Below are 12,837 nucleotides of genomic sequence, written 5' to 3'. Positions count from 1 at the left end.
CTTACTCCGCTGCGTCCAGTCCGAGGAAACCGCCCGACTGCTTTTCCCAGAAACCGGCATAGACCCCGCCGAGGCGAAGCAGCTCCGTATGCGTGCCCTGTTCCACGATCCGGCCCTCCTCCATGACGACGATCCGGTCCATATGCGCGATGGTGGACAGACGGTGGGCGATGGCGAGAACCGTCTTGTGCTCCATTACCCTCTCCAGCGCCGTCTGGATCTGCGCCTCCACCTCGCTGTCGAGCGCGCTCGTCGCTTCGTCCAGAACGAGGATCGGCGCGTCCTTCAGGATGGCGCGGGCGAGCGCGATCCGCTGGCGTTGCCCGCCGGAGAGCCGCACGCCCCGCTCGCCGAGATGCGCCTCGTACCCGGAGCGTCCCTTGAAGTCCCTCAGATCACCGATGAAAGCATGGGCCTCGGCCTGGTCCGCCGCCTCGACCATGCTCTCCTCGCCAGCGCCGGGCCTGCCGTAGAGCAGGTTGTCCCGCGCGGACCGGTTGAACATGGCGGTCTCCTGCGTGACCATCGAGATCTGCTTGCGCAGGCTCTCCTGCGTGATGTCCCGCACGTCGTGTCCGTCGATGCGGATCGCGCCGTGTTCGGTGTCGTAGAGCCGCAGGAGCAGCGACACGAGGGTCGATTTGCCGGCACCGGACGCCCCGACGAGGCCGACCTTCTCCCCCTCGTGCAATGTCAGCGAGATATTCCGCAAGCCACCGCCCGCGCCCGGCCCGCGGCCATAGGTGAAGGTGACGTCGTCGAACTCGACAAGGCCGCGCACCTGGGGAAGCGGCTTGGCATCCGGCTTGTCGGTCAGTGCGTGGGGCGGGGTCAGGGTGCGGATCCCGTCCTCGACCTCGCCGACATTGGCGTAGATCCCCATCAGCGTGAAGGACACCCAGCCCGTCATCTGCGCGATGCGGATGGCGATGGCCCCGGTGGCCGCGATGTCCCCCGCGCTCGCCCCGCCGAGGGACCAGAGCCAGAGCGTGCCGCCGATGAGAAGGACCGGCAGGAACCCCGCCACCGTCATCAGACACAGGCGGAATGCCGAGGACAGGCGACCGAAGGAGATCGCGTCGGTGCGGTAGCGCTCCATCGTCTCGAGCGCGGCGCCGTCCTCGTGCTCCGAATGACCGAAGAGCTTCACGGTCTTGATGTTGGTGATCGTGTCCACGATCTGCCCCGAGACCATGGCCCGCGCCGCCGCCCGGTCCTTGGAGCGCAGGCGAATACGCGGCATGAACCAGCCGATGAGCGCGAAATAGGCGCCAAGCCAGACGATCAGGGACAGGGCCACCCGCCAGTCGATCCCGAGGAGGAGCACCCCCGCACCGATGATGGAGGCGAGCGCGAAGAGGATCGTGTTGACGATCTCGCTCACCACTTCGGTCGCCGCGCGCGCCGTCTGCATCTGCTTCTGGGCGATGCGGCCGGCGAAATCATTGTCGAAATAGGTGACGGACTGGCCGAGCGTGTAGCGGTTGATGCGGGACAGGACGAGCGGGAAGACGTTGGGCTGGATGACGATGGCGTTCGCCGCGGCCGAGGCGCCGAAGGCGATCGGGCGCAGAAGGACGAAGAAGAGCGCGGCGAAGACGATGAGGCCCAGTTGCTCCGAGAAGACCGCGTCCGGTCCCGATGCGAGCGCGCCGTCTATGAGCCAGCCGAGCACGGCCGCGCTGACGACCTCCATCGTGCCGACGAGCGCCGAGACGAGACCTGCAAGGGCGATCACGCCCATCGACCCCCTCAGCGCCCAGCGCATGAACGCGATCAGCGAGCGGGGCGGGCCGCCATCGGCCGGGGTGAAAGGCCGGATGAGATCGGCAAGAGGTGTCATGTCGCCTGTCCGTTCGTCTCGGGATCGTCGTCCGTTCCGATGAAGCCCCCGGATTGCCTGCGCCAGAAGCCTGCGTAGAGACCATCCCGCGCGAGAAGCTCGGCATGGGTCCCTTCCTCGGCGATGCGTCCGTCCTCGAGGACGACGATCCGGTCCATGTGGGCGATGGTGGAGAGCCGGTGCGCCACGGCGATCACCGTCTTGCCCTTCATGACGCCATAGAGCGCGTCCTGTATCTCTGCCTCGGCCTCGGAGTCGAGCGCGCTGGTCGCCTCGTCGAGCACGAGGATCGGTGCGTTCTTCAGGATCACCCGCGCCAGGGCGATCCTCTGCCGCTGGCCGCCGGAGAGCTTCACGCCCCGCTCGCCGACATGCGCGTCATACCCCGTGCGCCCGTCGCTGTCCGACAGCTCCGGGATGAACCCGTCCGCGGAGGCGCGGGCCGCTGCGGCGCGCATCTCCGCCTCGGTCGCATCGGGGCGGCCATAGAGGATGTTCTCGCGGATGGAGCGATGCAGCAGCGAGCTGTCCTGTTGCACCATTCCGATGGCGCGCCGAAGGGAGTCCTGCGTCACGCCGGAGATGTCTTGCCCGTCGATCTCGATGCGGCCGTCCTCGGTGTCGTAGAACCGCAGGAGCAGCTTCACGAGAGTCGATTTGCCCGTCCCCGACCGTCCCACGAGGCCGACCTTCTCGCCCGCCGCGATCCTGAGCGTCAGGTGATCGAGCCCGCCCTGCCCCCGTCCGTAGTGATGAGAGACCCCTTCGAACGCGATCCTGCCAAATCCGGGCGCCAGCGGAGCGGCATCGCGGCGATCCGTCAGCCCCACCGGTTGCGCGATGGTCTCCATCCCTTCGGACACGACGCCGAGCTCGCGGAAGAAGGAGGACAGGGCCCACATGATCCAGCCCGTCATCGAGTTCAGCCGGAGCGTCAGCGCCGTCGCTGCCGCGACCACGCCCACCGTCGCCGTCCCGCCGGTCCAGAGAAGAAGCGCCCAGCCCACCACGCCGACGATCAGGAGGCCGTTCAGCACGGTCAGGGACAGGTCCATGATCGTGAAGATCCGCATCTCCGTCATGAAGGTGCGCCGCGAGGTCTCTATCGCATCCTTGGCATAGCTGAGCTCGGTCTCGTGATGGGCGAACATCTTCACCGAGTGGATGTTCGTGTAGCTGTCCACGATGCGCCCCGTCAGATGGCTCCGCGCATCGCTCGCCGCCTTTGAGGCCGGACCGACGCGCCTGATCGTCCACGTCACGAGAAGCGAATAGAGCGCGAACCAGATCAGCAGGGGCAGGACGAGCCTGGGGTCGGAGCCCGACAAGAGGACGGCCGCGCCGATGAGGTAGCTGACGGAATAGGTCAGCGCGTCGAACACCTGGAAGACCGCCTCGCCGGCAGCGGGCGGCGTCTGCATGATCCGGTTGGCGATGCGCCCCGCGAAATCGTTCTCGAACCAGCCGACCGACTGGCGCAGGACGTGCTTGTGCGCGCGCCAGCGGATGAGCGCGGTCAGGTTCGGCAGGAGCGTGTTGTTCAGGACCGCGACGCCGACGCCCTGTATGAGCGGCCGCACCGTCAGGATACCGAGCGCGACGAGAACCAGTTCGGCCCCGTGCTCCGCCCAGGCCTCTCCCGGGTCCGTGCCGCCCAGCATGTCGACCAGCCGCCCCATGTACCAGATCAGGCCGACCTCGATGACCGCCACGAGCACGGACAGGATCGTCGCCACCGCCATGATGCCGTTGAAGGGCCGGGTATAGCCCTTCAGGAACGGCCAGAGCCGCTTCGGTGGCGTATCGGCCTCATCGGAGGGCTGATACGGGTCGATCAGGGTCTCGAAGTAGCGGAACACGGCGAACACGTCTCGTGGCTGGGAGTGTCTTGCGGAGAGCCGCTGATGTAGCGCGCGCCCGCCGGGGGGACATGGCGCCTAACCTTCCCCCGATGCAAGCAGAGCCTCGCGGGAGAGGGCGAAGCCGCTGTCGATCCATCTCTGTTCCAGCTCGGCGATCCGCTCACCCAGGGCGCGGCCCTCCCAGGCCGGCATCAGGTCCCGCGCGGTGACGGGAAACCGGGCCGCCGCACCTTCGCTCACCGCCGCCTCGCTGCCCGGCGCCGGGTGCGTGCCGATCAGGGCCGCGCGGAGCCGGAGGGCGGGCAGTCCGTCTGCGGCGCCGAGACGATAGCCCAGCACCGCCGGGCGCTCCTCCTCCCGCGCGGCATCCGTTATCGCCCGGAGCCGTCTGCTCTCCGCCTTGGACAGCCTGAGCCGATCGGCCACGTCCTCCCCGCCGAGGGAGGCAAGACGTACGATCGGATCGCACTCCCCGAGGTGAACGAGCCGCGGCAACGCTTCGGGATCCGCGCCGGGCAGGATCCGCCCGAGAACGCCGCACCCGGCCATGGCGGCGACCGCGGGACCCGGATCCGGCGCGGCGAGGAGACGCATGAATTCCGAGCCGATCCTCTCGCGGGATATGCCCTCCAGCCCCTCGGCATGGCGCGCGCAGGCATCGAGCGCGTCGGCATTTATCCCGCCGGCGGGATCCGCGTACCATGCATGAAACCGGAAAAAGCGCAGGATGCGCAGGTAATCCTCCCGCGCGCGCTCGGCCGCGACCCCGACGAACCGCACATGCCGGGCCGCCAGATCACCCAGCCCCGTTCCGAGCGGATCAAGCACGTCGCCCCCGGGGGTGGCATAAAGCGCATTCATGGTGAAATCCCGGCGCGCCGCGTCGTCCGCCGGGTCATCGGAAAAAGTGACCCGGGCATGCCGCCCGTCCGTCTCGACATCGCGCCGGAAGGTGGTGATCTCGAAGCCGCGCCCCTCGGCAACGGCCGTCACGGTGCCGTGCTCGAATCCCGTCGGCACGGCCTTCAGCCCGGCCGCCTCCAGGGCGTGCACTGTCTCTTCGGGCCGCGCATCGGTCGCGATGTCCACGTCCCCGCCGCGCCGCCCGATCAGAGCATCCCTGACGCAGCCGCCGACGAGGAGCGCGCGGTGCCCCGCCGCCTCGAGCGCCCCCGTGACCGCAAGGAGGGCCGGGTCCGACAGCCATTCCGCATCTAGGCGCGGGCTCACGGCGTCATCCTGTCAGCCAGCGCCCGGCAGATCCGCGCCGTCGCACCCCAGACGTAGTAGGGCCCGAACGGCACCACGTAATAATGCCGCCATTTCCCCTGCCACGCCCGGCACTCCACCCGGTAGCGCGCGGGATCGGCAAGGTGGGCGAGCGGAACGGTGAAGATCTCGGCCACCTCCCCCGGTTCGGCCCGCGGCACGAAACTCCGGCGGACCCGGCCAAGAACGGGCGTGATCGAGAACCCCGTCACGGTGAGATGCTCGGGCATGGTGCCGACGATCTCGACCGCGTCCTGCGGCAATCCGATCTCCTCGCGCGCCTCGCGCAGGGCCGCCGCGACCGGCCCGTCATCGCCGGGATCGACCTTGCCGCCCGGAAAGGCGATCTGCCCCGGATGATGCCTCAGCATCGGCGAGCGCGCCGTGAGCCAGACGCGCTCCGCCCCCGGGGGGCCCTCCACCGCGATCAGGACGCCGGCGGGCCGCACACTCTGCGCAGCCGGACGCATGGCATCCGAGTTCAGATCGTAGTCGGAGGACGGGCGCCCGGGCCGCGAAAGCGCGGCCCGCAGCGGATCCGTAGTCTCAGGCGCCCTCGCCGTCATCGGGCGCCTCCTCGGCCTCGAAGCCGAGCGTCCTGGGGTCGAGTTCGTAATGCGCGCCGCAGAACTGACAATCCGCAGTCACGATCCCCTCCTCCGTGGTCATCGTCGCGATGTCCTTGGCGGAGTAGATGGACAGGGACGTGCGGACCCGTTCCTTCGAGCAGGTGCAGCCGAAGGTGACAGGCTGACCGTCATAGACGCGTGGGCTCTCTTCGTGAAACAGCCGGACCAGAAGATCCGTCGGCTGAACCTGCGGCCCGACGAGCTCGATCGCCTCGACCGTGTCGAGAAGCATGTTGGCGCGGGTCCAGTTCTCGCCCTCCTCGCCGTCCACGATGTCCGAGGCGGACAGCAGGCCCTCGTCGCCGCTGCCGCCTTCGCCGGTGACATGGGGGCTGGCCTTCGGCATGTGCTGGAGCATCACGCCGCCGGCTCGCCACGCTTCCCCCTGCCCCGGGACGCGGGAGCGGCCGAAGGTGAGCTCGAACCGGGTCGGAAGCTGCTCGGACTGGGCGAAGTAAGTCTCCGCGCAGGCTTTCAGCGAATCGCCGGCGAGCGGAGTGATGCCCTGGTACGGCGTCATGCCCTGACCCTGGTCGATTAGGATCGCGAAATAGCCCTTGCCCACGAGGTCGAACGGCTCGCCGGACAGATCCGCCTCCTTGTCATAGGAGGCATAGGCGCGGATCCGGGCGGCTTGTCCGCTTTCGGTCGGGCCATAGTAATCCGTCGCGATGAGACGCACCGGCCCGTCGCCCCGAACCTGGAGGGAGAGCTTCCAGCGCAGCTTGATCGTCTGGCCGATCAGCGCCGTCAGGAGCGCCATCTCGGCGACGAGCGCCTCCACGGCGGGCGGGTAATCATGCTTGGACAGGACTTGGTCGAGCGTACCGTCCAGCCGTGCGACGCGCCCACGGATATCCGAGCGGTCGAGTTGAAAGGGCAGAACGGTATCGTCCCACGCGATTTGCGAGCCGATGGTCATGGGTTTTCCTGCTTGCCGGGGGGTGGCATATCGCAGTCCATGTAGGGCCCGCAACGTTCGGGCGAAAGGGGGCGCGATGATCCCGAGATACGGCAAGCCGCCCGTGCGTGGCACGGCGTACCGCCTGCGCCCCGGCGCCTACGCGGTTCTGGTGCGGGGTCGGGAGGTCCTCCTGACCGCGACGGATGAGATCCAGTTGCCCGGTGGCGGGATCGATCCGGGCGAGTCCCCCCTGCACGCGCTGCACCGCGAGGTGTTCGAGGAAACCGGCTGGTCGCTGTCCGGCCCCAGACGTCTGGGAGCCTTTCGCCGGTTCGTCTGGATGCCCGATTACGGGTTCAACGCCGAGAAGCTCTGCCACGTCTATGTCGCGCGTCCCGGCCGGCGCCTCGGCCCGCCGACGGAGCCAGACCATGCACCGCTCTGGCTGCCGCTGCGCGATGCCTTGGATGCGCTCGACGATCCCGGGGACCGCAGCTTCCTCGCCCGGCACCTGAGGACGGCGGGGCTGGCGGGCTGAGGATCACGGCCCCTCGTCCGGCCCGCCGAACTCGAAGAGGACCGCGGAGACGTCATCGGCAAAGTCGCCCTTTCCGATCTCGGACAGATCCCGGTAGAGCGCCTCCAGAAAGGACGTCCCTGTCAGCGCCGCGTTGCGCCTGATCAGCCCGGCGATGCCCTCCTCCTCGAGCGGCATGCCGGATGCGTCCTCCCGCTCCGTCATTCCGTCTGACATCAGCAGAAGCCGGTCGCCCGGCTCGAGGTGCGCGGAACTCTCGGAGAAGTCCGCGTCCGGCAGGAGGCCGACCGGAATGCCGCCATCGCCGATGAACTCGATCTCGCCGCCGGCGCGCAGGATCGCCGGATGCGGATGCCCGGCCTGCACGAAGCGGAGCGCGCCGCTCGCCCGTTCGATTTCCGCGTAGAGGAAGGTGAAGTAGATCTCTGTCTGCAGATCCCTCAGCACGATCGAATTGAGAAGCGTGGCCACCTCCCCCGGCGGGCGACCCTTCAGACGGCCATTCTCGTCCTGCAGCATCGCGATGTTATGATCGGTGGCCGTTTCGGAAAGATACCCCGCCAGGCGCGCCGTCATGAGCGCCGAAGTCACGCCGTGCCCGGCCACGTCGATCGCGAAGAGCCCGATGCAGCCGGGGCCGGTGGGAAACACGCCGACGAGATCGCCCCCGACATGCCCGCTCGGCCGCAGAAGGAGCGAGACCGTGGAGGTCCCGAACTCCCTGTACCGCTCCGTCACCAGCGATTGCTGAAGCCGCTTCGCCTCGATCAGGTCGTCATCGAGAGCCTTGTTCAGTGCCTGAAACTCGGCCAGCGTCCTTTCGAGCTGGGCGTTCTTCCGCGTCAGCTCCCGCTCCATCTCCAGGATCCGGTGCCCGGCATTGAGGCGCGCTCGGAGTTCCGTCGCCTCCACCGGTTTCAACAGGAAATCGTCCGCCCCGGCATCGAGGCCCTCCGCGACGTCGAGCGTTTCGGTCTTCGAGGTCAGGAGCACGAAGTACCCGTAGGACACCCCTTCGCGGGCGCGGAACCGGCGGCAGAGCTCGGTGCCATCCATCCCCGGCATCATCCAGTCGCTCACGACGATGTCCGGCGCCTTGGCATCGCAAAGCTCGAGCGCCGCCTCGCCGCTGCCGGCCTCCCGCACTTCGTAGCCCCATCGCGTCAGCATGGAGGACAGGATCCGGCGCTGGATCGGATCGTCGTCCACCACGAGGACGCAGGCGGGGGAAGACACCCCGAGGGCAGGCGCATCGGCCCGAATCTCAATGGAAGGTTGCACGACCCGATCCTTTCGATGGACCAAGTCCTTCCACATCCATCTTAATCGCGGATGAAGGGTAAAATGCTCAACATCCCAGCTCAGGCGGACACCGTTCGTTCATACCTCGGCGCGATCTTCACCGACCTGTGGGGGGCCGCTGAACGGGGACTGCGGATGATCAACTGGAAACGTATTTCGGACCTGCGCAGGGACGTGGGGCAGGACCTGTTCGACCGCCTCCTGCCGGATATCTTCGCGGATCTGGACACCCGCGCCTTCCGGCTGGAAACGGCGCCGGACGAGGATCTCGCCTTCGCGTTCCACGCCATGAAGGGGTCCGCGCTCAACCTCGGCCTGACCGAGGTGATCGAGTTGTCCACGGCCGGGGAGCGGGACGCGTACGAACAATGCAGTTCGGCGCGGCGCCACGTGATGCCCTGCCTCGCCGCGCTCGATACCGCGCGGCAAGCCCTGCGGGAGGGGTTGCTGGGCAGATCCGCCGCCTGATCAGGGGGCCCGGCGCGCACTCAGATGATGAACTGGACCATCGTGTCGTCATTCGTGATGTCCCGCCAGACGAGACCGTTGCCGGCGAGCCGCTCGAAGAAGCGGTCGAAATTGACGGGATCGGTGGTTTCGATACCGAGAAGAACGGAGCCGAAGTTGCGGTTGGACTTCTTGAGATACTCGAAGCGGGCGATGTCATCCTCCGGGCCGAGCAGGTCGAGGAAGTCCCTGAGCGCGCCGGGGCGCTGCGGCATCCGCAGGATCAGGTACTTCTTGAGGCCCGCGTAGCGCTGCGCCCGTTCCTTCACTTCGGGAAGGCGTTCGAAATCGAAATTGCCGCCGGACGTCACGCAGACGATCCGCCGCCCACGCACCCAGTCGCCGAGATCACGAAGCGCATCGACGGACAGGGCGCCCGCAGGCTCGAGAACGATCCCCTCGGCGTTGAGTAGCTCCGAGATCGTGATGCAGAGCCGGTTCTCGGGCACCTGCAGGACCTGATCGGGCCGCACCGATGACAGGACCTCGAACGGCCGCGCGCCGATGCGGGCGACCGCGGCGCCGTCCACGAAGCTGTCCACTTGGCTCAACGTCTCGGGCGCGCCGCCCTTCACGGCGGCCGCAAGACTCGCCGCACCCGCAGGTTCGACGTAACGGATGTCGATTCCCGGGGCTTCGGACCGAAGGTAGCGGGTGATGCCCGCGGACAGGCCGCCGCCGCCAACCGGGAGGATCAGCCCGTCAGGGCGTTCGATTTGGCTCAGGATCTCGGCCGCGACGCTGGCCTGACCCTCGATCACGTCCGGATCGTCGAAGGGGGAGAGGAAATGCCCGCCCTCCGCCGCGCACCACTCCTGCGCCTCGTCCAGCGTGTCGTCGAAATAGTCCCCCGTCATTCGGACTTCGACGTGATCGCCTCCGAGCGTCACAGTCTTGTCGACCTTCTGGCGCGGCGTGGTCACCGGCATGAAGATGACCGCACGCACGCCGAAATGCCGGCAGGCATACGCGACGCCCTGCGCGTGGTTCCCGGCGGAGGCGCATACGAACAGGTCCTGCCCCGGATCGGCCTGCCGCACCTTGCGCATGGCGTTGAAGGCTCCGCGCAGCTTGTAGGAGCGCACCGGGGTCAGGTCCTCGCGCTTCAGCAGGATCTCACCGCCGAACCGGTCCGACAGATAATCGTTGCGCAAGAGAGGCGTGGGGGGAAAGAGTTCCCGCATCGCGGCCTCTGCGGCCTGCGCACCTTGAATGAAATCGTCCATGCAAACCCCGTTAGCACCGCCCGGGCCCGCCCGAAACCGCCTTGCCGCGCCCTATAGGCGGCATTACACCGCGGCCGCTGGATGCCACGAGGAAAGAGGAAGCCGAAGATGACCGCGCCGAAGAAAGTCGTTCTCGCCTATTCGGGCGGCCTGGATACCTCGATCATCCTGAAATGGCTGCAAACCGAGTATGGCTGCGAGGTCGTGACCTTCACCGCCGACCTCGGACAGGGCGAGGAACTGGATCCCGCCCGTCAGAAGGCCGAACTGCTCGGCATCAAGCCCGAGAACATCTTCATCGAGGACGTGCGCGAGGAATTCGTACGCGACTTCGTCTTTCCGATGTTCCGCGCCAATGCCGTCTATGAAGGGCTCTACCTGCTCGGCACCTCCATCGCGCGGCCGCTGATCTCCAAGCGCCTCGTGGAGATTGCGGAGGAAACCGGCGCCGATGCCGTCGCCCACGGTGCGACGGGCAAGGGCAACGATCAGGTCCGCTTCGAGCTGTCCGCCTATGCGCTCAACCCCGATATCAAGGTGATCGCGCCCTGGCGGGAATGGGACCTGTCGAGCCGCACGAAGCTCATCGAGTTCGCCGAAGCCCACCAGATCCCGATCGCGAAGAACAAGCGTGGCGAGGCGCCGTTCAGCGTCGATGCGAACCTTCTGCACACCTCTTCCGAAGGCGTCGTGCTGGAAGATCCGGCTGTGGATGCGCCGGATTACGTCTACCAGCGCACGACCCATCCCGAGGATGCACCGAACGAGCCGCAATATGTCGAGATCGGCTTCGAACAGGGCGACGCAGTCTCGATCGACGGGCAGCGCATGTCCCCCGCCGAGATCCTCACGAAGCTCAACGAGCTGGGCGGCAAGCACGGATGCGGCCGGCTGGACCTCGTGGAAGGCCGTTTCGTCGGCATGAAATCCCGCGGGATCTACGAAACGCCCGGCGGCACGCTCCTTCTGGAGGCGCATCGCGGCATCGAGCAGATCACGCTCGACCGCGGCGAGGCGCACCTCAAGGACGAGCTGATGCCGCGCTACGCCGAACTGATCTACAACGGGTTCTGGTTCTCGCCCGAACGCGAGATGCTGCAGGCCGCCATCGACCGCTCCCAGCGTCACGTCACCGGCACGGTGCGTCTCAAGCTCTACAAGGGATCCGCGCACACGGTGGGTCGCTGGTCCGACCACAGCCTCTACTCCGAGGCGCACGTCACCTTCGAAGACGATGCAGGCGCCTACGACCAGAAGGACGCGGCGGGCTTCATCCAGCTCAACGCCCTGCGCCTCAAGCTTCTCGCCGCGCGGGACCGCCGGCTGAAAGGCTGACGATGTGAAAAGGGGCGGTCGCCCGAGAGGAACCGCCCCATCGCTGCGCCACGCGTGGCGCAGGTGCTCACTGGAGCATTTACTCGGCCGTGATCACGGTGGTGACAAGGTCGCCATCCACGCGGATCGGGCCGTCCTCTTCCGCGCCGAGGGTGTATTCGAAGATACCCGTCTCGTTGCCGCCGGCCTCGGAGTGGACCATGAGCATCAGCATGTCGCCCGCTGCAACGTCTTCGGTGAGGATCGCGGCAACATCCTCGGTCGTGCCCATGCGGATCGGCGCGTGACCGACCACGGGACCGGGTGCCATCTCGGAATCGGTGCGGTGCACGACGAGCCAGCCATTCTCGGCGGCGGTGATGCTCTCCGCGCTCACGACGCCGTTTTCGAGCGGCTGGTCGGACGCGGTGATGGAGGGGGTCATGTCGTCCTGGGCGAACGCGGCGCCCGCGGTGAGGGTGGCGATTGCGGTGATGGTCGTAAGGCGCATCATCATTGATCGTCTCCTAGTCTGTATGTCGACCCCCGGCGTTCCTCGCCAGCGGCTTCCCCTTAGATACGCAGAGCCGGGCAAGAGAGTTGCGCCTGCGCCTCCAACTCTTTCGTGATCGTCACCCTTGCGTGAGTTAGGGATCGCACTTGTTGCCGTAAGGAGGCCCGGGCCGCATCTTTCGAGGTAAGGAACAAAGGGGAGATACAGTATGACCTTCAAACCGCAAATCGCGGCCGCCGCCTTTGCCGCGCTGTCTGGCTTCGCCGGTCCTGCGCTCGCGCAGCAGACCGAGACCGCCGTCGTCGCCGGGGGATGCTTCTGGTGCGTCGAGGCGGACTTCGAGAAGGTTCAGGGCGTGAGCGAAGTCGTTTCCGGCTATTCCGGCGGCACGGTGGAGAACCCGACCTACAAGCAGGTGGTCCGCGGCGGCACCGGACACCGGGAGGCAGCGCGGATCGTCTATGACCCAGCGCAAATCGATTATGCCACGCTCATCAATCTGTTCCTGCGGTCCGTCGATCCGCTCGATGCGGGCGGTCAGTTCTGTGACAGGGGTGAGAGCTACACCACTGCCATCTTCGTTGGGAACGAGGAAGAGCGCCGCATCGCCGAGGAGCAGATCGCCGCGGCGGAGCAGGAACTTGGCAAGGACATCGTGACGCCGGTCCTCGATGAAGCCGCGTTCTACGAGGCGGAGGACTACCATCAGGATTACTACAAGTCCGACGATCGTCTTCCGGTGACGTCGGTCGGGCTCGCCGTTCCGAAATCGGTGGCCTACGAGCGATATCGCGAGGGCTGCGGCCGCGACGCGCGCCTCCGGCAGATCTGGGGCGCGGACAATCCCTTCATCAAGGGCGCGTCCTGACCGCCCGTCCCGCCTGACTGAAAGGCCCGCACCGGACCATCCGGCGCGGGCCTTTCTGCAT

12 protein-coding genes are annotated in these 12,837 nt (G+C 67.2%); 4 read left to right on the top strand and 8 right to left on the bottom strand.

Going from position 1 to position 12,837, the window contains the following annotated elements:
* Nucleotide 1: 1 nt before the first annotated feature.
* The 5 genes from RM543_RS02320 to hslO all read right to left on the bottom strand — a co-directional run bounded on the left by RM543_RS02320 (nucleotide 2) and on the right by hslO (nucleotide 6,525).
* Nucleotides 2–1,843 (bottom strand): ABC transporter ATP-binding protein, encoded by a 1,842-nt coding sequence (locus tag RM543_RS02320; protein ID WP_311689238.1) that lies wholly within the window; start codon nucleotides 1,841–1,843, stop codon nucleotides 2–4.
* On the bottom strand, nucleotides 1,840–3,702 hold the full coding sequence (locus RM543_RS02315) for an ABC transporter ATP-binding protein (RefSeq protein WP_311689236.1): 1,863 nt from the start codon (nucleotides 3,700–3,702) through the stop codon (nucleotides 1,840–1,842). The genes RM543_RS02320 and RM543_RS02315 overlap by 4 nt, the downstream gene beginning before the upstream one ends.
* A gap of 78 nt (nucleotides 3,703–3,780) precedes the next feature.
* A complete protein-coding gene (locus RM543_RS02310) occupies nucleotides 3,781–4,935 on the bottom strand; it encodes a CCA tRNA nucleotidyltransferase (RefSeq protein WP_432280424.1) in 1,155 nt (384 codons plus the stop codon).
* A complete protein-coding gene (locus tag RM543_RS02305) occupies nucleotides 4,932–5,540 on the bottom strand; it encodes a CoA pyrophosphatase (RefSeq protein ID WP_311689234.1) in 609 nt (202 codons plus the stop codon). Before RM543_RS02305 ends, RM543_RS02310 begins: the two co-directional genes overlap by 4 nt.
* The gene (gene hslO, locus RM543_RS02300; RefSeq protein WP_311689232.1) at nucleotides 5,521–6,525 is read right to left on the bottom strand and encodes an Hsp33 family molecular chaperone HslO; all 1,005 of its coding nucleotides are present in this window, start codon (nucleotides 6,523–6,525) and stop codon (nucleotides 5,521–5,523) included. Before hslO ends, RM543_RS02305 begins: the two co-directional genes overlap by 20 nt.
* 76 nt (nucleotides 6,526–6,601) lie before the next feature.
* On the opposite strand from hslO, the gene RM543_RS02295 reads away from it, so the two are divergent.
* Nucleotides 6,602–7,045, top strand: coding sequence for an NUDIX domain-containing protein (locus RM543_RS02295; RefSeq protein ID WP_311689230.1), 444 nt, complete (start codon nucleotides 6,602–6,604; stop codon nucleotides 7,043–7,045).
* 3 nt (nucleotides 7,046–7,048) lie between these two features.
* Here the strand turns inward: RM543_RS02295 and RM543_RS02290 are convergent, their stop codons facing one another.
* Nucleotides 7,049–8,326, bottom strand: coding sequence for a PP2C family protein-serine/threonine phosphatase (locus RM543_RS02290; protein WP_311689228.1), 1,278 nt, complete (start codon nucleotides 8,324–8,326; stop codon nucleotides 7,049–7,051).
* 51 nt (nucleotides 8,327–8,377) lie between these two features.
* Here RM543_RS02290 and RM543_RS02285 point away from each other — a divergent pair, with 51 nt between their 5' ends.
* Complete coding sequence (locus RM543_RS02285) at nucleotides 8,378–8,815, top strand: Hpt domain-containing protein (RefSeq protein WP_311689227.1); 438 nt, start codon at nucleotides 8,378–8,380, stop codon at nucleotides 8,813–8,815.
* Between the two features lie 20 nt (nucleotides 8,816–8,835).
* Here the strand turns inward: RM543_RS02285 and ilvA are convergent, their stop codons facing one another.
* Nucleotides 8,836–10,080 (bottom strand): threonine ammonia-lyase IlvA, encoded by a 1,245-nt coding sequence (gene ilvA, locus RM543_RS02280; RefSeq protein WP_311689225.1) that lies wholly within the window; start codon nucleotides 10,078–10,080, stop codon nucleotides 8,836–8,838.
* Between the two features lie 108 nt (nucleotides 10,081–10,188).
* Between ilvA and RM543_RS02275 the strand changes: the two genes are divergently transcribed.
* The gene (locus RM543_RS02275) at nucleotides 10,189–11,415 is read left to right on the top strand and encodes an argininosuccinate synthase (RefSeq protein ID WP_311689224.1); all 1,227 of its coding nucleotides are present in this window, start codon (nucleotides 10,189–10,191) and stop codon (nucleotides 11,413–11,415) included.
* Between the two features lie 79 nt (nucleotides 11,416–11,494).
* Here RM543_RS02275 and RM543_RS02270 read toward each other — a convergent pair whose 3' ends face one another.
* Nucleotides 11,495–11,905, bottom strand: coding sequence for a DUF7282 domain-containing protein (locus RM543_RS02270; protein WP_311689847.1), 411 nt, complete (start codon nucleotides 11,903–11,905; stop codon nucleotides 11,495–11,497).
* 211 nt (nucleotides 11,906–12,116) lie between these two features.
* Between RM543_RS02270 and msrA the strand changes: the two genes are divergently transcribed.
* Nucleotides 12,117–12,776 (top strand): peptide-methionine (S)-S-oxide reductase MsrA, encoded by a 660-nt coding sequence (gene msrA, locus RM543_RS02265; protein WP_311689223.1) that lies wholly within the window; start codon nucleotides 12,117–12,119, stop codon nucleotides 12,774–12,776.
* Nucleotides 12,777–12,837 lie beyond the last annotated feature (61 nt).

It is taken from the genome of Tropicimonas omnivorans (assembly GCF_031846565.1).
Taxonomy (GTDB): Bacteria; Pseudomonadota; Alphaproteobacteria; order Rhodobacterales; family Rhodobacteraceae; genus Tropicimonas_B; species Tropicimonas_B omnivorans.
Note: the sequence above shows the minus strand (reverse complement) of the source record. Positions and strands in the feature narration are given on the sequence as shown.